Source organism: Sinomonas sp. P47F7 (assembly GCF_049332655.1).
Lineage (GTDB): Bacteria > Actinomycetota > Actinomycetes > Actinomycetales > Micrococcaceae > Sinomonas.
Genome location: NZ_CP186327.1, coordinates 2,638,339 through 2,659,040, shown reverse-complemented (window position 1 = coordinate 2,659,040; position 20,702 = coordinate 2,638,339). Strand labels below are relative to the sequence as shown.

General features: G+C 70.1%; 21 protein-coding genes. 7 read left to right on the top strand and 14 right to left on the bottom strand.

From position 1 onward, the window contains the following. Positions 1–40: 40 nt before the first annotated feature. From ACOKR1_RS12380 to ACOKR1_RS12370, 3 genes are all read right to left on the bottom strand, one after another. Positions 41–1,108, bottom strand: a complete 1,068-nt coding sequence (locus ACOKR1_RS12380; protein WP_422933358.1) for a glycosyltransferase family 2 protein — start codon at positions 1,106–1,108, stop codon at positions 41–43. Beyond that, positions 1,105–2,448, bottom strand: a complete 1,344-nt coding sequence (locus tag ACOKR1_RS12375; protein ID WP_422933357.1) for a lipopolysaccharide biosynthesis protein — start codon at positions 2,446–2,448, stop codon at positions 1,105–1,107. The genes ACOKR1_RS12380 and ACOKR1_RS12375 overlap by 4 nt, the downstream gene beginning before the upstream one ends. A 281-nt stretch (positions 2,449–2,729) precedes the next feature. After that, the gene (locus ACOKR1_RS12370) at positions 2,730–3,761 is read right to left on the bottom strand and encodes an LCP family protein (protein WP_422933356.1); all 1,032 of its coding nucleotides are present in this window, start codon (positions 3,759–3,761) and stop codon (positions 2,730–2,732) included. Positions 3,762–3,891: 130 nt separating this feature from the next. Here ACOKR1_RS12370 and ACOKR1_RS12365 point away from each other — a divergent pair, with 130 nt between their 5' ends. From ACOKR1_RS12365 to ACOKR1_RS12355, 3 genes are all read left to right on the top strand, one after another. Further along, positions 3,892–4,170 (top strand): PqqD family protein, encoded by a 279-nt coding sequence (locus ACOKR1_RS12365; RefSeq protein WP_422933355.1) that lies wholly within the window; start codon positions 3,892–3,894, stop codon positions 4,168–4,170. Further along, positions 4,167–5,360, top strand: a complete 1,194-nt coding sequence (locus ACOKR1_RS12360) for a hypothetical protein (RefSeq protein WP_422933354.1) — start codon at positions 4,167–4,169, stop codon at positions 5,358–5,360. Before ACOKR1_RS12365 ends, ACOKR1_RS12360 begins: the two co-directional genes overlap by 4 nt. 72 nt (positions 5,361–5,432) lie before the next feature. Next, a complete protein-coding gene (locus ACOKR1_RS12355) occupies positions 5,433–7,115 on the top strand; it encodes a polysaccharide biosynthesis tyrosine autokinase (RefSeq protein WP_422933353.1) in 1,683 nt (560 codons plus the stop codon). A 3-nt stretch (positions 7,116–7,118) separates the two neighbouring features. On the opposite strand, the gene ACOKR1_RS12350 is transcribed toward ACOKR1_RS12355, so the two are convergent. The 3 genes from ACOKR1_RS12350 to ACOKR1_RS12340 are packed head-to-tail and all read right to left on the bottom strand — an operon-like array spanning position 7,119 to position 9,905. Beyond that, complete coding sequence (locus ACOKR1_RS12350) at positions 7,119–7,736, bottom strand: low molecular weight phosphatase family protein (RefSeq protein ID WP_422933352.1); 618 nt, start codon at positions 7,734–7,736, stop codon at positions 7,119–7,121. A 40-nt stretch (positions 7,737–7,776) separates the two neighbouring features. After that, the gene (gene lepB, locus ACOKR1_RS12345; RefSeq protein ID WP_422933351.1) at positions 7,777–8,502 is read right to left on the bottom strand and encodes a signal peptidase I; all 726 of its coding nucleotides are present in this window, start codon (positions 8,500–8,502) and stop codon (positions 7,777–7,779) included. Then, positions 8,502–9,905, bottom strand: coding sequence for a sugar transferase (locus tag ACOKR1_RS12340; protein WP_422933350.1), 1,404 nt, complete (start codon positions 9,903–9,905; stop codon positions 8,502–8,504). Before ACOKR1_RS12340 ends, lepB begins: the two co-directional genes overlap by 1 nt. A gap of 559 nt (positions 9,906–10,464) precedes the next feature. Between ACOKR1_RS12340 and ACOKR1_RS12335 the strand changes: the two genes are divergently transcribed. Continuing rightward, complete coding sequence (locus ACOKR1_RS12335; protein WP_422936631.1) at positions 10,465–10,797, top strand: STAS domain-containing protein; 333 nt, start codon at positions 10,465–10,467, stop codon at positions 10,795–10,797. A 106-nt stretch (positions 10,798–10,903) separates the two neighbouring features. Continuing rightward, on the top strand, positions 10,904–11,167 hold the full coding sequence (locus ACOKR1_RS12330; RefSeq protein ID WP_422933349.1) for a DUF4190 domain-containing protein: 264 nt from the start codon (positions 10,904–10,906) through the stop codon (positions 11,165–11,167). A 38-nt stretch (positions 11,168–11,205) separates the two neighbouring features. Here the strand turns inward: ACOKR1_RS12330 and ACOKR1_RS12325 are convergent, their stop codons facing one another. Continuing rightward, the gene (locus ACOKR1_RS12325; protein WP_422933348.1) at positions 11,206–12,288 is read right to left on the bottom strand and encodes a LysM peptidoglycan-binding domain-containing protein; all 1,083 of its coding nucleotides are present in this window, start codon (positions 12,286–12,288) and stop codon (positions 11,206–11,208) included. A gap of 101 nt (positions 12,289–12,389) precedes the next feature. Next, positions 12,390–13,184, bottom strand: coding sequence for a copper homeostasis protein CutC (locus ACOKR1_RS12320; protein ID WP_422933347.1), 795 nt, complete (start codon positions 13,182–13,184; stop codon positions 12,390–12,392). On the opposite strand from ACOKR1_RS12320, the gene ACOKR1_RS12315 reads away from it, so the two are divergent. Together ACOKR1_RS12315 and ACOKR1_RS12310 are read left to right on the top strand one after the other, a co-directional pair. Further along, positions 13,183–13,650 carry a glucose PTS transporter subunit EIIB gene (locus ACOKR1_RS12315; protein ID WP_422933346.1) on the top strand — a complete coding sequence of 156 codons (468 nt, stop codon included), beginning with the start codon at positions 13,183–13,185 and terminating at the stop codon, positions 13,648–13,650. The genes ACOKR1_RS12320 and ACOKR1_RS12315 overlap by 2 nt on opposite strands. Then, positions 13,647–14,108 (top strand): PTS sugar transporter subunit IIA, encoded by a 462-nt coding sequence (locus tag ACOKR1_RS12310; RefSeq protein WP_422933345.1) that lies wholly within the window; start codon positions 13,647–13,649, stop codon positions 14,106–14,108. Before ACOKR1_RS12315 ends, ACOKR1_RS12310 begins: the two co-directional genes overlap by 4 nt. Positions 14,109–14,115: 7 nt before the next feature. Here ACOKR1_RS12310 and ACOKR1_RS12305 read toward each other — a convergent pair whose 3' ends face one another. The 6 genes from ACOKR1_RS12305 to ACOKR1_RS12280 all read right to left on the bottom strand — a co-directional run bounded on the left by ACOKR1_RS12305 (position 14,116) and on the right by ACOKR1_RS12280 (position 20,652). Next, the gene (locus tag ACOKR1_RS12305; protein ID WP_422933344.1) at positions 14,116–14,868 is read right to left on the bottom strand and encodes a GntR family transcriptional regulator; all 753 of its coding nucleotides are present in this window, start codon (positions 14,866–14,868) and stop codon (positions 14,116–14,118) included. A gap of 77 nt (positions 14,869–14,945) precedes the next feature. Continuing rightward, positions 14,946–15,947 carry a LacI family DNA-binding transcriptional regulator gene (locus tag ACOKR1_RS12300; RefSeq protein WP_422933343.1) on the bottom strand — a complete coding sequence of 334 codons (1,002 nt, stop codon included), beginning with the start codon at positions 15,945–15,947 and terminating at the stop codon, positions 14,946–14,948. 31 nt (positions 15,948–15,978) lie between these two features. Further along, on the bottom strand, positions 15,979–17,130 hold the full coding sequence (locus tag ACOKR1_RS12295; RefSeq protein ID WP_422933342.1) for an N-acetylglucosamine-6-phosphate deacetylase: 1,152 nt from the start codon (positions 17,128–17,130) through the stop codon (positions 15,979–15,981). Beyond that, positions 17,127–17,849 carry a 6-phosphogluconolactonase gene (locus ACOKR1_RS12290; RefSeq protein WP_422933341.1) on the bottom strand — a complete coding sequence of 241 codons (723 nt, stop codon included), beginning with the start codon at positions 17,847–17,849 and terminating at the stop codon, positions 17,127–17,129. The genes ACOKR1_RS12295 and ACOKR1_RS12290 overlap by 4 nt, the downstream gene beginning before the upstream one ends. Positions 17,850–17,857: 8 nt before the next feature. Then, entirely contained in the window at positions 17,858–19,102 is a 1,245-nt protein-coding gene (locus ACOKR1_RS12285; RefSeq protein WP_422933340.1) for an AGE family epimerase/isomerase, read from the bottom strand. Next, the gene (locus tag ACOKR1_RS12280) at positions 19,099–20,652 is read right to left on the bottom strand and encodes a sodium:solute symporter family protein (RefSeq protein WP_422933339.1); all 1,554 of its coding nucleotides are present in this window, start codon (positions 20,650–20,652) and stop codon (positions 19,099–19,101) included. Before ACOKR1_RS12280 ends, ACOKR1_RS12285 begins: the two co-directional genes overlap by 4 nt. Positions 20,653–20,702 lie beyond the last annotated feature (50 nt).

Genomic DNA, 20,702 nt, shown 5'->3' with positions numbered 1-20,702 from the left:
CCCGCCCGCCGTCCGCGGGCCCTCCATGCGACGACCGGAATCATCCCGGCAGCGGGTACGACGGACCCAGCTTGCGACGCAGGCCGCTCACGGAGGCGGCGATCAGCTTCCCGGCGTGGCCCGGACGTCCAGCCACGAGGCCGATGGCTGCAAGGAGAGTGAGCTTCGCCGCCACGTTGAGGGCGAACCGGAGCCGGGCGGCCGGCGCGCGTCCCACCCGGAGGAGGCTCAGATAGGCCTGGTTCCGGTGCAGGTACTGCAGTCGCCAGGCGTCGGAATCCGGAATCTGGAAGGTCGTCGGGAGCCTGCCCCGGAGGCCGGGGAGGGCCTGCTGGACCTTCCACACGAGGGTGTCCTCGATCTCGAGACCGAGGCACAGATAGATCTCGATGCCGTGGTCGCCCAGCCGGCCCGAGAAGTCGTTGTCGTCGCCGTACAGGATGAGCGCCGTGTCAGGGAGGACCTTCCGGCTCACGACGTCCTCGGGGAGGAACAGCCCACCCCACATGGCGTTCGGGATCGCCACGAGCGTATGGCTTTCGCTGTGGGCCTCGACTTCGAGCGTCCGTGCGGCGTTGCTCGCATGGGTCACGGCGCGGCCGCGGAGCTTGGCCTCGAGGAGGGACGGGAGGTCGAAGCCTTGGAAGGCGCCGGGGCGCTGCTCCCGGAAGAGATGGTCGACGGCGGCCCCCTCGGCCAGTGCGCGATGTACCGTGTTGACTCCCCGGAACACTTCGAGGGCGAAGAGGTGCCCCGCGGGGACCTTGGCCCGAGCCGCCGCCTCGATACCGCGCAGTTTCGGGATGATCCCCTCCGGGATGGGGTTGTCGTCGTCAAGGATCAGGATGGCGTCGCCGTCGTCGTAGGCCGCCGCGAGACCCGCGGCGAACGCGGGAGCGGAGCCGAGGTTCTTCTCGAACCACACGACCCGCACACGGTCGGCGTGCGCCGCTGCGAACGCGCGAAGCTGCGCGGCCGAAGCCGGTCGCGCCCCGTTGGCGACGACGATCACACGGCACGATGGTTCCTCCAGCACGGACGCGAGGGTGTCCCGCAGGGTTGGCCACCGATCGCCATAGGTGACGGTCAGCACGGTCACAGCGCTCATGGACCCGGCCTCACTTCCTCGTAGTGGGTGTGTTTCGCGGGCGCCTGCTTCGGGAGGGCGCGGCGAAACCCGTTGCGGTACAGCAGCACGCCAAGTGCGCCAAGCTGGATGACCGTCACGAGGACCTCGCCCAGCGCGACGCCGTACATGGCGCCGCGTGCGCCGAACGGACCGGTCCACGCGAGCACGAGCACGAGAGCGGCGACGCAGCCCGCGAGGGCGCTGATGGCGACGACGGCGGCCCGCTTGAGGGCCATGAGGCAGGCGATCCCGGCGCATTGGGAGAGGATGGTCATCGCGAGGGCGATGCCGATCGCGGGCGAGATGTCATAGCCGACTGAGACCCGATCGGCGCCGAGGATCCTGCCCACGATGGGGCCGAGGAGCGCCATGGCCCCACCTCCGAGAACCGCGAGTGCGGCGGAGAGGCCCAACCCGCGCCGGATGCGCTCGGCGAGTTCCGTCGAGCTGCTCGTTGCGGGGATCCATCCCTGAATCGTTTGGGTGAAGGGCTGCTGCGCCGCGTTCGCCCCGCGAAGCAGTTTCTCGGCGACGCTGTAGGCGGCGAGCACTGGCGGATTGAGAACGGCCACGAGGACCACGGGCAACGAGAGGTAGGCGGCGGAGAGCATCGCGACGGTCAGGCCGTGGACGTGCTCTCGGAGCCTACTGGGGATCTCGGAGAAGCGCTGCCCCCTCAGGAGCCTTGCAGTGCGGTCGCCGCAGATGACCCAGACTGTAAGCGTCACCGAGACGAGGGCGAACGCGAGCTGGGCGACGGCGTACGCGGTCAGCGAGTGGAGAAGCAGGAGCAGCACGAGGCCCACGGCGTTCGAGACGACCTTGGGGGCCGTATCGCAGATCAGCAGGGCCGTGGGGTTCCCTGAACCGACGAAAAACCACGTTCCGCCCAAGCCATAGACCGTGAGCGCTGCGGCGACGAGTGCGGCGGCGTCCTGATGCTGCGGGGAGATCGCCGCGGCGACACTCATGGGGACCGCGACGACGACGATGAGGATCACGGCCCGGACGAAGAACGACTCGGCGAAGTATTCGGCACCCTCCCGCGGCGGGATCTTTGCGACGGAACTGGGCCCCGTGACCGCCCAGCCGTAGCCGGAGAAGACGGCGGCCGCTGTCCCGCAAGCCTGGCCGATCGCCACCGCCGACCACCCCTCGGTGCCCGCGAGGATGATGATGAAAGGGATGATGGTCACTCCCGCAACGCCCGAGATCATCGTCGAGAGACCGAAGCCGGACAGCCGGCCGAGCCCCTTCCTCAGGACAGACTGATCCGCGGCGCGGGCCTCCCGGCGGGAGTGATCGCTCACTTGCGGCACGCGCGGTTCCTTCACAACTCGGTTTGAGCACGGCTCCGCGGTCGGCGGAGCAGGTGGCACGGTTCCTCGAGCACCGGTGCATCGCCAGCGTAGGGCTGCGACGGACACGGGAACGGCGCAGGGGGCCGGCCCTCAGTGGTGCCTGGAGGACAGCCGGCTCGAGCACACCGATCTGGGGAACCTTACGTTCAAGGGTCGGTGGTCTCCGTGCGAATTCAGTGGTGAGACCGAGGGATTCCGTGGTGGCGGTCCGCCACCGTCGGTGGGGTCCGGCGGTGGGATCACCGCACGGTCGCGGCGATGAACTGCCCGACGGTTCCCGCCGCCATCGCGTCCTCGAAGCGCTTGGCCGCGGCCTCGTCGAGCACGACGATCGACTGGCCGTCGGTGGACCACCCGGTGCCCTTCGTCGGAAGCGTGAACATGACCACGTCGTCCGGCCGGACGTCCTTGAGCTCGAGCCCGAGGCCGGCCACCGCCCTCGCCGTGAGCGTCGAATCAACCGTGAGAAACGGGGACAGCTCGTTCACCACGGTGGCGAGCGTGGCTGGATTCGCGAGGGTCTGGGGCGTGGCCACCTTGCGCACCAAGGACTTGAGGTAGAGCTGCTGGTTCCGCACTCGTTGGTAGTCCCCGTCCGGGAACGCGTACCGCTCGTGGACGAACACGAACGCTGACTCGCCGTCCAAGTGGCGGGGGCCCTTCTCGAAGCGAAAGCCGGGGAATTGCGTCGGCGTGAACGCGATCGGCACCTCGACGTCCACGCCGCCGACAGCGTCCGTGAGCCCCTTGAACCCGGCGAAGTCCATGAGCACCACGTGGTCGATGCGCTGGCCCAGAAGCGCCTCGACCGTCTGGACGAGGAGGGGCTCGCCGCCGAAGGCGAGCGCTGCATTGATCTTGGCGCTGCCGTGTCCGGGGATCGGAACCCACAGGTCGCGCATGAGCGAGACGACGTAGGCCTTCTTACGGTCCGCGGGGACGTGAACGAGCATGAGGGTGTCTGAGCGCTGGTCCGAGGCGTCCCCTGCCGCGGCTTCTTTGGCGGTGGCGCCCCGGCTGTCACTGCCTACGAGCAGGATGTTGACAGGCGTCTCCCCATTGATCGGGGTCGCGGACGGACGGGTTGAATCATCCGGGAACGCCGTGGCGATCTTGTGTGTCTTCGAATCGAAAGCGGCCGAGAGGGAACCGAGGTAGATCAGGGCGCCAGCCGTCGCCAGAACGACGGCGAGGACCGCGGACGCGATGACGATCGCGACCGGGCGTCGTTTCCGGAGCCGGCGCGGTCCGGCCAGAGGAGTGGATTGCATAGCCCCATCGTGGGCAGGCGCCTCCTCCACGTAGTCCGTGCCACCTCAGTGCCGACTACGTGCCAGCTAGGATCAAGCTGCCGCGGCGGTCGACCCGGCCGGGCCCCGGGCCTGTGACAGGGGGAGGGTCATGCCGGCAATCTGGCACCGTGCGTCGTTAGTCGCTGAAGTCGTCTCGCAGCCGGAGGACCGGGTTGCACTCCTGAATCTTTCCGAGCGTCAGCCGATCGTTCTCACCGGTTCGGCGGCCGTGATCTGGGGTCTCATCGACGGGCGGCGAACCGAGAGCGACATCCTTGCGGAACTTCGCGCGCTGTACATCACCGAGGACGCGGCGCTCATCGAGACTCAGCTCGCCTCGTTTCTGGCTGACCTCGCGCAGCGGGGGCTCGCGGAGGCGCGCGCATGACAGCGAACTCAACGGAACCTACGCCCGAGCCGCTGCGGCTTCGCGTGCTGGGCACGCGCATTGACGTTCACTTTGAGGAGGGCGTGACTCCGGCCCAAGCCGCGATGATGAGGGGCGCGTGGTCCCGCTGCCTCGAGACCCGCGGCGGGGCAACGCCCGGGCTCCGCGCGGCCCCCAGATCTCTGGGCGCCGCCGGGGTCTATAGTGCACGCGTTGCGTCAGAGCGCGGTGTTCAGCCCGTCGCGGCGGGCTCGTTCGGCCAGTTCGCGGCCGACCTGACGAGCGTCGTGACCGTTGCCGCGATTGAGGCTCGGGCGGGCGAGCTCATGATGCTCCACGCCTCGGCGCTCGCAGACCCCGCGAGTGGCCGGGCCGTGGCCCTGGTGGGCCGTTCGGGCATGGGCAAGACGACGGCGACCCGCGTGCTCGGCGGGCGGTTCAGCTACGTCACGGACGAGACGGTCGCGATCGACCGCGAGGGCCTCATCGCGCCCTACCCGAAGCCGCTCTCCATCATCGAGACCGAACCACCCGCACCCAAGAGCCAGGTGGGCCCCGATGAGCTCGGGCTCCGGGCCGCTCCGGCGCAGGCGAGGCTCGCCGCCGTCGTCCTCTTGGACCGAGACCCCGAGGCGCCCCGGCCGCGCGTGGTGACCCTTGGGCACGCAGACGCGATCGTCGCGCTCGCGCCGCACACCTCGGCGCTCGCGCAGACCGCCCGGCCCCTTGCCTGGCTGTGCACCCTTCTCGACACCTGCGGCGGTGCGGTACGCGTCACGTATCGCGAGGCCCACGAGCTTCCCCAGCTCGTCGAGGGCCTGTTCGAGCGCCGCCCCGTGGAACCGCGTTGGGCTCCTGCGGGCCTCGACGGCAGCGAGACCGCGGGCGACGACGGCGTGCCGCGAGGCGCGCTGCTGCACCGCGGGCGCGTGGTTGACGCCGTCGAAATCATCGACGCCGAGGGGCCCGGCACGGAGCTGCTGGTGATGGCAGGCACCTCCGTGGTGAGGCTGTCCGGCGTCGCTCCGGCCATCTGGCGCGCTCTCGCGACGCCCGCGTCGCTCGCGCAGCTTGCCTCGCGTATCGGGCCCGAGACGTCGTTGCCCGCCGACTACGAGGCGCGACTGCTCGGGGCGGTCACGGAGCTCGAACGGCACGCTCTACTGAGATGGGCCGAGATCGGCCACTGAGGCCGCGTAGCCCCTCCTTAGGCTTTCGAAGGTTGTTTTTGCCGTGACACACAGGGGAGGGGCGCGCTGCGCATGGTGCACGACGACGGACGGAATCAGAGTGGTTTATCGCTCGCGGAGTACGTCTCGATAGCCCGCTCGTACTGGGTGGGGATCCTGCTGCTGACGGCGCTCGCCACGGCGGCGGGCCTCGGCTGGTATCTCACCCAGCCACGGGTCTACGAGGCCGTGTCGAGCGGAATTGTGGTCTCCGGCGGGGCGGACAACCTCAGCCTCTCGCTCGCCGGCGACAACCTCGCCAAGTCCAAGGCCAAGGGCTACAAGTCGGTGGGCGAGTCGACCCTCGTGGCCGAGCGCGTGGCCAAGACGCTCAGTCTCGACGAACCGGTGCAAGCCGTCGCTGGTGCCGTGACGATTGCGGTTCCGCCGGATTCGGCGGAGCTCCAAATCAAGGCCCGCTCGGCGGATCCGCAGCAGGCGCAGAGACTCGCCGACGCCTGGGTCGTCGCGATTGCCGCACAGGTGTACGACCTCGAAAAGCCCAACGCGAGCCCCGGATCGGAGCCAGCCTCCAAGGTGGTTCCTCTCGCCAAGGCGGTGCTCCCGTCCGCGCCGGTCTCTCCAAGGCTCGACCTTGCGCTGAGTCTCGGGGCGGCGATCGGGCTCGTCCTCGGCCTCGTGTATGCGTTCCTGCGCCATCAGTTCGACCGGCGGATCCGTTCGGCTGCCGAGATCGAACGGCTGGCCCATCTGCCCGTGGTCGGGACGCTGCCCCTGGACAAGCGCCTCTCGGGCGGGAGCAGCGTCGTGGCCGACGTCTCGGCGCTCGGTGCCATGGGCGGCTCCGGACATGCGATGGGCGAGGCCCTGCGCGAACTGCGCACCAACCTTCAGTTCATCGACGTCGACAACCCGCCGCGGGTCCTCCTGATCACCAGCTCGCTGCCCTCCGAGGGCAAGTCGACGGTGATCGGCAACCTCGCGGCGACGCTCGCCGCGGCGGGCGAGGACGTGATCGTGGTCGACGGCGATCTGCGCCGCCCCACGGTTCATTCCGTCTTCGACGTGATGGGGGATGTGGGCCTCACCGATGTGCTCTCGGGGCGCGCCGCCGTCGACGACGTGCTTCAGCCGTGGGGGCCGATGCCACAGCTCCAGGTGCTGAGCGCCGGACGGATCCCGCCGAATCCCTCGGAGCTCCTGGGCTCTCGGGCGATGCAGCAGCTCCTCAAGGAGCTCTCGCAGCGCGCGATCGTCCTCGTCGACACCCCGCCGCTGCTCCCCGTCACCGACGCCGCGGTCCTCGCGCGCGCCGCCGACGGCACGATTGTCGTGGCCCGCGCCCGCAAGACCACGAGCGACAACCTCCAGCGGGCCTTAGGAAACCTCGGGCGGGTCAGGGGCCGCGTCCTCGGGATCATCCTGAACTGCGTGGCAACGAAGGGCTCGGACGCCTACAGCTACGGGTACTACGGGACGTACTCGAGCGGCGGCAAGGAGCAGAAGCGGCGGGGCCGCGGGCAGCCCCGCTCGGCCGGGGCGGCGGGACAGCTGACCGCCGACACCGTCCCGGAGCCGGCCCCGTTGCCGCATGCCGTCGCGTCGTCGGGGTTCAGTGACACGCCGCCGCCCCGTGAGCAGGGGATGACGGCTGCCGACGGACCCTCTGTGGTGGGCGCGCAGGTCATCGAGGGGGACGACTGGCTGCCTCCTCGCGTCCGGGAGCCCTACAGAGGGCGGCGCTCGGCCGGCTGAGACTTACGCGGTGGGGTCGCCGAGCGCGTGCGTTCGCGAGCGCCTCGGGACCGCCGCCGCGCGGATGAGTGCTTCGACCGCCGGGACCAGCTCCTCGGCCATGCGCTCATACGCGGGGGCGCCACGGCCGAAGGGGTCGGCCACGTCATCAAGGAGCGGATCGCCCGTGCGGAACTGGTTCCGCGACTGGGCGGCGTTCTCGACATACCCTGCCCACGCATCCCCCACGGTCTCTCGTGAGGCTGCGCGGGGGAAGCTTGCGACGGCGCGCGCGAATTGGCGGAGCGTAAAAGTGCGTTTGAGCGCAGAGGGCGAATAGGACAGGATTTCGCGGACATGCGCTTCGGCGAGACCCAAAATGACGTCTGACCCGACCACGAGGCTCTCGTTGAGCTGGCGCGCCCTGAAACCTGCCAGGCTCGAGCCGAGACGCGCCGTCAAATCTTCGGATTCTGGCTGTGCGCCCTCGCCGCTCAGCGCGCGAGTTCCGGCGCTCGAAACTTCGAATACACCGGGCGCGGCTTCCTCCAGCCCAGAGCGAAGAAGTCGTTCGACGACGGGCGAGCGGCTCACATTGCCGGTGCACACCGTAAGAATACGGAAGGGTCCCCCAATTCCCATTTGCTTAGGCTAGCACGCGAATTTAATACGGTTCGGCCAGTTAGCCCACAACGCCCGCGCGGTCGAGCGGCCAGAGCCGGAACGCGACTCGGCCAATCACCAGGCCGTTCGGCACTGTCCGCAGGCAAGGCGCTCCTCCGGGCTGTGCCACGCGGCACCCGAGGGTCGAATCGGCGGACGCCGAACGGTGATCGCCGAGCACCACGAGTTCTCCCGTGGGCACGGCGAAGGCGGCGAAGCAGCGCTCGGAGCGAGGCGTCGTCGTACAGTCGAGCCGGCCGGCGATGAAGGGGAGGTCCTGGCTCACGTACGGTTCGTCGAGGGCGCGGCCGTCGAGTTCAAGACGGCCCTCGGCGTCGCAGCACGCGACCGTCTGCCCGCCGCGGGCCGCTACGCGCTTGACGAGATAGTGCTCGTTCGACGGCCCGATCCCGGTCACGTCTCCGATCGCACGGCCGATCGCGCCGAGGCCGCTGGGCCGCGGGTCCGCGCCGTCGTTCCACGCCTCGGGCCGCGAGAACACCACAATGTCCCCGGGTTTCGGCTCGGAGCCGAGGTAGGCGGCGCGATTCACGAGGATTCGGTCGCCGCCGCCCGCGTCGGCCCGCAGCGCGGGCTCCATGGACGTTGACGGCACCCGGTACACCTTCACGACGTACGCCTGAACGAGCGACAGCACGAGAAGCGCCGCAAGGGCGTTGAGAGCGAGGCTCGCCCAGAACGGCAGTCGACGGCGTCCGCGCGACACTGCGTGTCTGCCCGCCATCAGTAGGCACCCGCCGTGCCGAACACAGCGCGAAACGTCCGGAACAGGATCACGACGTCCTGGACCATTGACCAGTTTTCGACGTAGTACAGATCGAGCCGGATCGAATCGTCCCACGAGAGGTCGCTCCGGCCGCTCACCTGCCACAGGCCGGTGAGTCCCGGCTTGACGAGGAGGCGGCGGTGGGCCGAGCGGTCGTAGGTCGCGACCTCGGCGGGAAGGGGCGGTCGCGGCCCCACGAGGCTCATCTCGCCCTTCAGGACGTTGGCAAGCTGCGGGAGCTCATCGATCGAATAGCGCCGCATGAAGCGGCCGACGCGCGTCACGCGTGGATCATCCTGGAGCTTGAACAGAGGGCCGCTTCCTTCATTCTTCGGCCGGAGTTCCGCGAGGCGGGCCTCCGCGTCTGGAACCATGGACCGGAACTTCAGCATGCTGAAGGGCTCACCGGCCCGGCCCGCGCGGAGCTGCCGGAAGAGCAACGGCCCCTGACTGTCGAGCTTGACGGCCGCGGCCACAACGGCCATCGGGATCGCGAACAGTGCGAGGAGCACGAGCGCGGCCGCGACGTCGAAGCCGCGCTTGGCGAGGGCCTTGGCGCCGTCAAGGCGCGGCGTAGTGACGTGGATGAGTGGCAGTCCGGCCACGGGCTGCATGTGGATGCGCGGGCCTGCCACGTCGGTGAGCGCCGGGGCCATGATCATGCCGATGTCGCGTGACGCGAGCTCCCAGCCGAGTTGCCGGAGCGTGGTCGGCGCGAGCGCCGCCCCGCCCGACAGCGCAACGGTCTCGGCCCCGCACGCCTCGACGGCCGCGACGATGGGTTCCAGCTCGCTGAGGCTGCCGACTACGGGAAGGGGAGTCGCGACGTCGTCCGGTGCTTCGACGGCCGGAGTGGTGACGTAGGCCGCGACGGGCGCGTACCCCGCCTCGGGATGATTGCCGAGCTGCTGGTTGAGGTGCGTGATGCTGTCCGCCGAGCCGACCAACAGCACCCGCCGCATATCGGTTCCTGACCGACGGTTTCGAATGAGCGCCTTGCGGAGGAGCCAGCGTCCCGCGAGCAGGCTGGCAATCCCGAGGGGAAGGGCCACGGCCACGTACCCCCGCGCCATCTCGAGCCGGAACGTGAAGGACACGACCGCGATGGCACCGAACAGCCATAAGGAGGCGGTGGCGACGCGCTTGTACTCCTCGGGGCCGTAGCCGAGGATGTGCGGCCTGCGTGCGCCGAAGACGCCGAGGGCGGACCACCAGGCAACGTCAAGCAGGAGACTGATGACCGCATAGGGAGCTTCGACGGAGCCGACGTCGAGCGAGCGTTCGGCCACCCCGAAGCGAACGAGTTCCGCGATAGCGACCGTCCACGTGATGGCGACGAGGTCGACGAGAAGGAGGCTCACCGGCTAGCGCGAAATGGCGGTGAAGAGCCCTGCGACCAAGGCCTGCAGGTGCGGCGCGAAGATCGTCACCGCGACGCCGAGAATGACCGCCGCGCCGAGGAGTGCTTGAATCATTTCCTGCCTCGCGGCGTCATTCCTTCGGCGGGGCTGCGCCGCGGTTGCCAAGCTGCTCGCGGTCACCCAGGCCGCCGTCTTCGATTTCATTGATCCCCCATCAGTCACGGCGCCCACGCGAAAGGGTGGGCCGCCGCTCGCTACTCATACGTCCTCTAGGGGACCACTGCCGTGGGGGTTCTCCGTGTCGGGAGAGCTTCCGATTCAGTGGAACGTGGCTATTCTCGCGCCGCGGAATCCGGAATAGCAGCCGACTCTCAGTGGATCTGGGGACGGATGCGTGGACGCGCGGAGCCGCGCATCCGTGAGGCGTCGAGAAGAGATTTCCTGCACGACCCCGCCGAATATGTGCATACTGCTGTCAGGATTACGACGCGCGGGCATTCTGGAGCATTTGTCACGTTCCGTCATGGGCCATGGGGGCCAGAATCGGAGGGAAGCAATGATCGTCGTCTCGATCGAGGAACACGATGGCTATGCCGAGGTCGTCGTGGAGGGCCGGCTCAATGTTGGTGGGGCTCCGCAGCTCCGGGCCGCGGTGGCCGAAGCGCTCGCGGATGGGCACCGGCTGCTCGTGATGAATCTCCGGCAGACGGAATTCATGGACTCCTCAGGCCTCGGCGCCCTTGTGGGATGTCTCAAGGCGGCGCGAGAGGCGGGTGGCGACCTTCGGCTCGCCCAGGTTGGAGACAAGGTCGGGGCTGTCCTCAAGCTCACGAGCCTGGACCGTGTGCTCGTCCCGCACCGTGACGCGTCGGAGGCCGCTCTCGACGACTGATCACGGCTGCCGTCTCTTCAGTTGTACATGTCAAACGGTAGGGGTATCTTGGTGCGTGCCCGCAGCGGCGGGCGCCTGAGAATGACGACCCCGACCGGAGGCCATCATGACGACGATTCGGCCGCAGGCCGCCGCACTGTCAGCGGCGCGTCCCGTCAACGGTCTCGCGGGCGCGGCGCTCATTTCCTCCTTCTTCATCGGGGTCCTCGGCATCGTGCTCGGCCACAAGTCGCTTGAGCAGATCAAGGACACCGGCGAGGCCGGGCGCGGCCTGGCGATTGCCGCCCTCGCCATCGGCTATGCTGCGGTCTGCCTCACGGTATTGGCGCTCCTGACGTACGTCTCGATCGCCGCGTCCTTCCACGGCTGACGCGACCCGACCGAGTCCGGCGGACTCCGACGCGCGGATCAGGAGTACTTGGCCATCCGCTGCTTGACCTGGGCCACGTAGGCCCGCGTGTCGGGGTACATGCCGTAGGCCTGAACGCCGTAGAGCCCCTGGTAGTAGCCCGCTATGGCGATGTCCTGGGTGGGGGCCTGCCGGAGGAGCCAACGGAGCATCGCGACGCCGGCCGCAATGTTGTCTGCCGTGTTCCGCAGGTCAAGGTTTCGCCCGGCGAGGCTCGAGACCCAGCTCGCGTTCGCGGGCATGATCTGCATGACACCGATGGCGCCCGCGGGAGAAGTGACGTTCTGCCGGAAGCTCGATTCCTGCTCGCCGATCGCGAGTGCGAGCGCAGCCGGGACCCCCATGCTTGCTGCCGTCTGGCGGATGATGCCCTGGATCTGGGCCGCCGATTCGTTCCCCGAGCCGCCGTGGCCCGAGGAGAAGAGCTGGTCGAGGGAGTGCCCCGTCTTCTCGGATACCCCCCACATGGTCTTCTGCCGGAACGTCTCCTCATTCCACCACGAGGGGCGATCGTTGCCGGTCGCGGCCTGGGGTGCCGTGGCGGCCTGGGGTGCCGTCGCGGCCTGGGGCGACGGGGCCACAGGCGCGGGTGCGGGTGCGGCCTGGGCGGCGGGCTGCGGGGAGGCAGTCGGCGCGGCGGTTGCCGGGGCGCCGGCTGGCCGCAGGATGATCTGCTGGCCGGGATAGATGATGGACGATGGGCCGAGGCTGTTGAGCCGGAACAGGTCATTGAGGGCGACGCCCGTCCGCTGCGAGATGGCCCACAGGCTGTCCCCGCCCCGGACGGTGTACGCGACCGACGGGGCAGGTGCGGGGGCGGACTGCGGGGCTGGGGCGGATGCGGCGCCGTCGTCGGCGATGCGGATCTGCTGGCCCGGATAGATGATCGAGCTCCAGCCCATCCCGTTGAGCCGGAAGAGGTCGTTCAGGGGCACGCCGTGGCGGGCCGCGATGGCGCTCAGCGTGTCGCCCGGCTGGACCGTGTAGGCGTTGGCCGCCACAGCCGGAGCCGCGATTGCCGCTGTGAGCGCGGCCGCGGAGGCGGTGACGGATGCTGCCCTGATGCCGCGTGCCTTGTTCATAACGGCGTTTCTCCTCCCCATAGCCCTTCCGATCGGGCCGCGTGCCACCCCCGTGGAACCAGGTGGGGGCGCGACAGACTCCGGCCGTTGGACATATCCAATCACACGGCTGGGGGGCCGTTGCGCAGGCGCGCACGGCGGGGGAGCGCGTTCGCGATGCCAGCCGCGAGGCGCGCGTCGGTCGCCTCGAATCCGGGGTGGCCCTGGCCGGGCGCCGAGGCGCCGTCGTGCGGGTTGACGTGATGTTTCGCCGAAGCATGGATGGCGTCCACGCCGGTTTCGACGAGGTTCGGAAGGAGGCTGAGCCGGACACCCCCGCCGGCCATGACCTCGAGCCCTGGGGTGAGCCGGGCGGCCGCCACGATCCGCCGGAGCATCGGAAGGCCCGTGGACCACTCGGAGGCGCCGCCGCTCGTGAGCACGCGGGTCACGCCGCAGTGGGCGAGTTCCTCGAGGAGCCGCTCGGGTGGGTGCCCCGCATGGAGCGCCGTGTCGAGCGCGCGGTGGAAAGTGACCTCGGCCGCGGGTGATTCGTCGCGCGCCGCCCCGATCAGGCGCTCAAGGTCGGGGCGTGAGATCGTCCCGCGGGCCGTGAGCGCCCCGAACACCACGCCCGCCGCGCCGGCTCGCAGCGCGGCCCGGGCATCGGCCTCGGCCACGGCCAGCTCGTCCGGGCTGTAGACGAATGCGCCCGGACGGGGTCGAACCAGCACGTGAATGGGAAGCTCGGTCTCGACCGCGAGCTGGATGGCACCGAGGCTCGGCGTGATGCCGCCGGTCGTCCCGAGGGCCGCGCAGAGCTCCACCCGGGTGGCTCCGACCGCCCGCGCGATCCGCGCGCCGTCGACATCCTGGACGGCGAGCTCGAGGTCGACATGCCGCTGTGTCAGGTCCATGCTGCGGGCTCCGTCGGTTGGTGGGCGGTTCCGGCCGGTGCTGCGAGGGGCTTGTGCGGAGGTTCCGATTCGCGGTACTGTCCGGTTAGTACCAGTTCAGTTTCGAGGGTGCCCGGTGACGCTGTCAAGCGTGACGCCCGCGGGGTTTCCATCCAGACTGGTCACGTCGGCGCACGGATCGGGCGACCGGGAACAGAGCTGTTCCGGCACCGGACAGCAAGCAGAGAGGAAAGCCATGTCAAAGGCGGAAAAGATCATCGAGGGACTCGGTGGGGCTGGCAACATCGTCGAGATCGAGGCCTGCATCACGCGCCTTCGCACCGAGGTCAAGGACCCCTCGCTCGTCAAGGAGTCCGTGCTCAAGTCCGCGGGAGCCCACGGGGTGCTCGCCGCAGGGACCGCGGTCCAAGTGATCGTCGGCCCGGAGGCGGACACGCTCGCCGAGGACATCGAGGACCTTCTGTGAGCACGGAATCGCTCGTCGTCCTGGCCCCGCTCAGCGGCCGTGTCGTGCCCCTCAGCGAGGTTCCGGACCCTGTTTTCTCGGGCCAGATGGTCGGCTCCGGGGCCGGTGTCGAGCCCGCGCCCGGGGAGTTCGAGGTGGTCTCGCCCGTCGCCGGCAGGATCATCAAGCTCCTCCCGCACGCGTTCGTCGTCGTCGACTCCTCGGGCCGGGGGATCCTCACGCACGTTGGCATCGACACGGTCAAGCTCAATGGCGAGGGCTTCACCCTCCTGGCCGCCAAGGGCGATGAGGTCGAGGCAGGGTCGCTCGTCATGCGGGTGGACCCGGCGCCCGCGATCCGCGCGGGCTACTCCTTGGTGAGCCCCGTCGTCGTCCTTGATTCCAAGGCGGACACGGCGAGCCTCCTCGCCGAGGGGCACGTCGCCGCGGGGGAGAAGCTCTTCAGCTGGGCGGTGTAGCCGCTCGCTAGAGGTGGACCTCCATGGTGAGCGCGTAGCGGTCCGAGCGGTACCAGGACCGGGCGTGCTCGATCGCGTGGTCGCCCGAGAACGAGACGCGGTCGAAGAACAGGACCGGCGCCCCGGCCTCCGCGCCCAGGAGGACAGCGACGTCTTGCGGCGCGCCCTCGGCGCGCACGGTCTGCCGTGCGCGGTCGATCTGGTGGCCGAAGTCCGCTGCGAGGGCGCGGTAGATCGAGCCGGTGAGGTCGATGTCGAGGAGCCCCGCGGCGAGTGAGGCGCTGTACCAGGCGTCGTCGACGCTCACCGGGCGCCCGTCGGCGAGGCGCAGGCGGCGAATGTGGAGCGCCTCCTCCCCGCGCGGGAGGCCGAGGGCCTTCGCCGTCGCGTCCGGCGGGAGCGTTCTCACGGCCTCGAGGACGATCGTGCTCGGCTTGTGCCCCTGGGCCTCCATCTCCTGCGTGAACGACGCGAGATGGAGCGTCGACTGGACCGCACCCTCGGAGACGAACGTCCCCTTGCCCGGGACGCGCACAAGGTGGCCCTCGTTGACGAGCCGGCCGATCGCCGCGCGGACCGTGATGCGGCTCACGCCGAATTGGTCCATGAGGGTGCGCTCGCTCGGCACGCGCGCACCGGGATCGAGCTCGTTCTTGGCCATCCTGAGGAGGATCCCATGAAGCTGTTCATGCTTGGGGACCTGGCTGTTCTCGATCGCTTCGACGCCCTGGCGGCCGTCCGCTGCCTTGCTGATCGCCATGGTTGCCTTCCCTCGGGGCCTGAATTGGATCGTACCAGTCCAGACCAAGGGCGGGCCGTGGCTCGCCGCGCGGCGTCCTAGCGGCCCGTGCCCGGCGCGTGGCCCGTCGAGCCGCGGAGCACGAGCGTGCCCTCAAGCTCGATGCGTTCCTCCGCGGTCTCGGCTTGGCGGGTCGACGTGCTCAGCGTCTCGACGGCCAGCCGGCCCGCCCCCGCGAGGTCAAGAGCGATGCTCGAGAGCGGCGGATAGGTCGTGGTGGTGAGCGTGTCGTCGCAGCCAAGCACGCTCACGTCGAGGGGGACGCTCAGGCCGGCAGCCTGGAACCCGGAGATAAGCCCGTGCGCGATCACATCGTCGAACGCGACGACCGCCGTCGCGCCCGCGTCCACGACCGCACGCGCCACGTCGAATCCTTCGGAATAGGTGCCGCCGGGTGCCTCGAACAGCGTGAGGTCGAGACCTTGTGCGCGCGCCGAGCGCTCGACCTGCCGGGCCCGCTGGGTGTTCGACCACGATTCGGGCGGGCCGCCCACGTACGCGAGGCTCCAGTGGCCGTCGCGGGCGAACCCCGCGACGGCCTGGTCGAGAGCACGGTCCGCGCTCACGAGAACGCGAGGAATCCCCGCGACGTCCCGGTTGACGAGCACCGTGGGGAGGCGGTCCGCGATGGTCACGAGGCTCTTCTCGGGGAGGCGCGACGCGGCGAGCACGAGTCCCTCGACCTGCGGCGTGAGGCGCCCCACGAGCTGGAGCTCGCGCGCGGGATCGCCGTCCGAATCCGCGAGGATGAGCGAGAGCCCCCGCTCCTCGGCGGCGCGCTGCGCGTGGCGCAGTATCGGCGGGAAGAAGGGGTTCGCGATGTCGGGGACGATCATGCCGACCACGCTCGAGCGGCCCGTGATGAGGGCGCGCGCATAGTTGTTCGGCACATAGCCGATCTCGCTCGCCTTGCGCCGCACCTTCTCCACGGTCTCGGGGAGCAGCTTGCCGGGGTCGGTGAAGGCTCGGGAAACGGTCGACGGCGCGACTCCGAGAAGCTTCGCGAGCTCCACGATCGTCGGGGCCTTGTACCGGATCACGCGCGCCTCCGGCCCGCTCCGAGCGCGGCGATCATGCGATAGTCCGCCCGCCTTGCACGACCTCGACGACGTGGCCCGTCCCGTCGAGGAGCACACAGTCCGCCGGGGCTCCGACGGTGAGCGACCCGAGCCCGGGGCGGGCCCGGCGGAGCTGGCGGGCCGGGTTGACGGTCGCGAGGCGGACCGCGGCCCGGAGCCCGATCCCCGCGGCCGTCGCGGCGCGACGGACGCCCTCGGCCAAGCCCAGCGCGGCCCCGGCGAGATAGCCAGTCCCAGCGGCGGAGAGCCTTCCGTCCGCGCCGAGGACGACGGCGCCCCCCACCGGAGCCGTGTACGTCCCCGGAGCGCAGCCCGCGAGGGCGGTCGCGTCGGAGACGAGGAACGCGCCGTGCGAGGGCTTGGCGCGCAGCATCGACGTGAGCGTGTCCGCCGGAAGGTGATGGCCGTCGGCGATGAACCCCGCGGCGAGGCGATCGTCGGCGAGCTGGGCCCAGATTGCGTTGGGGTGGCGCGGGATGAGGCTCGGCATGCCGTTGCCGAGATGCGTCGAGAGGCGAGCGCCGGCGTCCGCCGCCGCGCGGACCTCGTCCGCGGTGGCGTGCGTGTGGCCGATCGCGACCGAGATCCCGAGGGCCGTGATCTCGGCGATCCGCGCGGGAGCATCTGGTCCGTGGGGCGAGACAGTGAGGATCTCGAGGGGTGCGCCGGGGGTCTCCCAGCGCCGCACCTCGGCCGGATCGAGCGGCCTGATCTGTGCGGGGTCGTGGACCCCCCGAGCCCCCTCGACCTCGGAGATGAACGGCCCCTCGACGTGGACCCCGGGGATTGCGGCCGCCGCGGCGGGGCTGGCCGCGCGGGCCTCGGCCACGGTGCGCAGGCTGTGGACGATCTGCTCCTCGCTCGCCGTGATGATCGTCGGGAGCCAGGTCGTGACGCCCGTGCGGGCCAGAGCCGCGGTGATGTCCACGACGTCCTGCGCGGAGGCCTCGGGCCCGTTGACGTCATGGCCGGCGAAGCCGTTGACCTGGAGGTCGACGAATCCCGGCGCGAGGAACGGAAGGTCGTCCGCGCCAACGCCGAGCCGGCGAACGGCAGTGATGACGCCGCCGTCGTGCTCGATCTCGAGGGCCCCGCCGCTCTCGAGGTCGCGGCCCCGCAACGCTCCGCGCGTGGGTGCCGTCACCGGGGGTCCGATGCGGCGTCGAGGTAGAGATCTACCTCGGGGTGGCTCCGGAGGGCCGTGCCGGGGTGCGCCCCCGAGACCGGTTCCGTGAGCGTGTCCTGGACGGCCTGCCGCTTGGCCGCGCCGGGCACGGACACGAGGACGTGGCGCGCGCGCAGGAGCCGGGGAATCGTGACCGTGATCGCGTCCGTCGGGACGTCCTCAAGAGTCGCGAAGTGGCCCTCGTCGAGCTGCTGGCGGCGCGAGGCCTTGTCCATCCGAACGGGCCGGGCGGGCAGCGGGTCCTCGAGGTCCGCGGGCGGATCGTTGAAGGCGAGGTGACCGTTGACGCCGAGGCCGCAGAGGGTCAGGTCGAAGTCGTCGGAGCCCATGACGGAACTGTACCGGGCGGCCTCCGCCTCGGGGTCGCGGCTCGGGTCGATGCGATGGAAGGCGGCCGGTGTGACGTGGGAGAACAGGACGCGCTCGAGCCAGTTGCCGAACGCCTGCGGGGCGGCGAGGGGAAGGCCCAGATAGTCGTCCATGTGGAAGAACTCGATGCGCGAGAAGTCCAGATCGGCCGAGCGGAGCGCCTCGAGCGTGTGCTGCTGGCTCGGCGCCGCGGCGAGCATGACGCGCGCGGTGCCGGCGGAGTCGAGCCGCTCCGCGAGGAGGCTCGCGGCCTGGGCCCCGCAGGCCTGTCCGAGGGCGAGGGGCGTCGGGAAGGTGTGAATGCGCATGGTCTCTTTCAGGAAGGGGTCGACGCGCCGGCGTCGAGTCGGTTGAGGAGCAGGAGGGCGCGGGAGATGTGGAAGGGGTCCTTGACCGGCAGTGCCACGACGGCGTCGAGTGGGTCTCCGCTGCGGTCGCGAATCTGGATCCACTCGCGGCCTTCGGGGTCGGGAAACGTTGCGAACGTGTAGTCCGCGAGCCGCTCGGCCCAGCGCGTGAAGCGGGGGTCCCCGGTCGTGTCCGCGAAGAGCCGCGCCGCGTAGAGGGCCTCGACGTGGACCCACCAGAGCTTAGAGCTCCACGTCTCGCGGACCAGCTTCTCGTACCGGTCGCCCGGCAGCGAGCGGCCCTCGGGCCGCCCGCCGGCGCGGTCCGCGTAGCGCAGCATGCCGCCGTATTCGGCGTCCCAGCCGCGTTCGAGGGCCATGAGCGCGAGGTCCGGAAGCCAGCCCGGCGCCGCGAGGGAACGGTCCACGCGCTCGGCGTGCACGAGCATCCACGCGAGCTCGAGGAGGTGGCCCGGGGTCACGTGGCGGGCCACGAGGGTGTCCTCGTCTGCGAGGCCGGCCGGGCGGAACTCCCACCACCGGCCCTGGCTGAGCATGCCACTGGCGCCGACGAGGAGTTCGTGGGCCGCCATAGCCACTTCCCTCGCGCCGGCCACGCCAGCGCGCTGGGCCTCGGAGGCTACGTGCAGGAGGAGCATCGGCGAGGCGAGGTCGGCGAAGCCCGCAGGAACCGGATACGGCTCCGTTCGGGCCGTTCCCGCGGAGATCCGGGCGTGCGCTGAGGCGAGGATCGCGCCCGCATCGGCCCGCAGCGACGCGTGGTCGCCGTCCGTGCCGGCCAGACGCGCCGCGCCGGTCAGCCCGAGCGCCGCGAAGAGGTCCGCGAAGACGCTCTCCTCGTTCCGTGGCTCGGCGCTCTTCGGCTCGGTGGGCGCCGTGCCGTCGCCCGCGACCCGGAAGCGGGTGCTGCCATCTGGCCGCAGCGCGTGATCCCGGAGGAAGCCCGCCGTCGCGACCGAGCGTTCGGCCCAGAGGCCCGCATCACCCGAGAGGAGCCCCCGGCCCGCGTCGAGCGAGAGTTCGGCGCAGAGCCACGCCCACCGCCCCTGCGACCACGTGAGCTTGTCACGGGAGAGCAGGCGGCCGTGGTTGTCGAAGCATGTGAAGACTCCGCCCCGCGCGTCGTCCGCCGCCTCTCGGTCCCACCATGGCAGGACGACGCTCTCAAGGTGATTCCGCGCGTCGTGCGTCATGCGCTCGCCCCGTTGCTGCGGAGCGCGTCGACGGTCTCGCCGGGCCGCGTCTCCGCCTCGGACAGGTCGGCGTCCAGGGAAGCGATGAGGCCGTCCGAGGCTGGCGTGCCCTGCGGGACTACGAGGCCCGCGACGAGGAACACGAGCACCGACGCGAGGATCGGCGCCGCGACGCTCACGGCCGCGCCGTTGGCGCCGAGCGCGGCAATCTGGTCCGCGAGGATGTACTTCGTGATCGCGAAGACCACGAGCCCCGCGGCCCACGAGCCCAGCGCCGCGACCGAGCCACACCGGCGGAACGGCTTGAGCATCCCGAGGAGCATCGGGATCGCGACCGGGCCCACGAGCGCTCCGAACCACGTGATAAGGAGGCCGAGGACGCCGCCGAACGAATCGGACGTGAGGGCGATGACCATCGAGAGGGCGATGAACAGGAACGTCGCGAGGCGCCCCACGGCCAGTTCGACGCGGCCCGACAGGGGAGCCCGCTTGCCACGAAGGGCCGGGATGATGTCCCGGGTGACGACGGCGGCAATCGCGTTGGCGTCGGACGAGGTCATGGCCATCGTGTGCGAGAAGAGGCCGGCGAGGACGAGCCCGACGAGCCCGGCCGGCAGGAGGCTCTGCGTGAGCAAGGCGTATGACTGGTCCGGGTGGGCGAGGTTCGGCAGGAGCACCGGGGCAGCCCACATCGGGAAGAACAGCACAAGCGGCCACGCGAGGTACAGCCCACCGGACAGCAGGATCGAGCGGCGCGCGGCAGAGCCCGTGGGAGCGGAGATGAAGCGCTGTGCGAGGTTCCATGTCCCGCCGTTGTACGAGACGCCGTTGATCAGGATGTACGCGAGGAAGAAGCCCACCGTGAGGCTTCCCGCGAACGGCGAGGAGTGCGACGGCGGGAGCTTGCCCCAGATGTCGACGATCGACGAGACGCCGCCGAGCTTCGCGACGGTCGCGACGAGGAGCGCAATCCCGGCGACAAGCTGAATCGCGAACTGCCCGAAATCGGTCAGGGCGTCCGCCCACAGTCCACCGATGGTCGAGTACACGAGCGTCACGCCGCCCACGATCATGACGCCCCAGAACAACGGGACGCCCGCGAAGGCCTGGAGCAGGATCGCGCTCGCAGCCCATTTGGCGGCGACGTCGAAGATCTTGAGCGCCGTGCCGGACCACGCGAGGACCTGCTGCGTGGGCAGCCCGTACCGGATCGAGAGGTACTCGAGCGGTGAGATGACGTTGAGGCGCTGCCGCAGCCGGGCCCAGCGTGGCGCGAAGAGCCACGAGCCGACGAGGCAGGCGATGGTGATGCTGATGGCCCACCACACGTAGACCGCGAATCCGATCGTGTAGCAGAGGGCCGCGTAGCCGACGAAGACCGCGGCCGAATACCCCGACATGTGGTGCGAGATGCCTGACAGCCACCAGGGCATCTTCCCTCCGGCCGTGAAGAAGTCGGCCGCGTTCTTGACCCGCCGCTTGGCGAACCAGCCGATCCACACCATGACGAGGAAATAGGCGCCCAGGACGAGCCAGTCGAGCACGTGCATAGATCTCTCCTTCGAGTGCGCAGTCCTAAGACTGGGAATAGAAAAATGCT

Excerpts from the sequence above, each read along its gene's own strand:
- ACOKR1_RS12380 (WP_422933358.1), bottom strand. The coding sequence starts at position 1,108 with ATGAGCGCTGTGACCGTGCTGACCGTCACCTATGGCGATCGGTGGCCA.
- ACOKR1_RS12325 (WP_422933348.1), bottom strand. The coding sequence starts at position 12,288 with ATGAACAAGGCACGCGGCATCAGGGCAGCATCCGTCACCGCCTCCGCG.
- ACOKR1_RS12320 (WP_422933347.1), bottom strand. The coding sequence starts at position 13,184 with ATGGACCTGACACAGCGGCATGTCGACCTCGAGCTCGCCGTCCAGGAT.
- ACOKR1_RS12365 (WP_422933355.1), top strand. The coding sequence starts at position 3,892 with ATGCCGGCAATCTGGCACCGTGCGTCGTTAGTCGCTGAAGTCGTCTCG.
- ACOKR1_RS12315 (WP_422933346.1), top strand. The coding sequence starts at position 13,183 with ATGCTGCGGGCTCCGTCGGTTGGTGGGCGGTTCCGGCCGGTGCTGCGA.
- ACOKR1_RS12370 (WP_422933356.1), bottom strand. The coding sequence starts at position 3,761 with ATGCAATCCACTCCTCTGGCCGGACCGCGCCGGCTCCGGAAACGACGC.
- ACOKR1_RS12360 (WP_422933354.1), top strand. The coding sequence starts at position 4,167 with ATGACAGCGAACTCAACGGAACCTACGCCCGAGCCGCTGCGGCTTCGC.
- lepB (WP_422933351.1), bottom strand. The coding sequence starts at position 8,502 with ATGGCGGGCAGACACGCAGTGTCGCGCGGACGCCGTCGACTGCCGTTC.
- ACOKR1_RS12355 (WP_422933353.1), top strand. The coding sequence starts at position 5,433 with ATGGTGCACGACGACGGACGGAATCAGAGTGGTTTATCGCTCGCGGAG.
- ACOKR1_RS12290 (WP_422933341.1), bottom strand. The coding sequence starts at position 17,849 with ATGCGCATTCACACCTTCCCGACGCCCCTCGCCCTCGGACAGGCCTGC.
- ACOKR1_RS12285 (WP_422933340.1), bottom strand. The coding sequence starts at position 19,102 with ATGACGCACGACGCGCGGAATCACCTTGAGAGCGTCGTCCTGCCATGG.
- ACOKR1_RS12350 (WP_422933352.1), bottom strand. The coding sequence starts at position 7,736 with ATGGGAATTGGGGGACCCTTCCGTATTCTTACGGTGTGCACCGGCAAT.
- ACOKR1_RS12280 (WP_422933339.1), bottom strand. The coding sequence starts at position 20,652 with ATGCACGTGCTCGACTGGCTCGTCCTGGGCGCCTATTTCCTCGTCATG.
- ACOKR1_RS12330 (WP_422933349.1), top strand. The coding sequence starts at position 10,904 with ATGACGACGATTCGGCCGCAGGCCGCCGCACTGTCAGCGGCGCGTCCC.
- ACOKR1_RS12305 (WP_422933344.1), bottom strand. The coding sequence starts at position 14,868 with ATGGCGATCAGCAAGGCAGCGGACGGCCGCCAGGGCGTCGAAGCGATC.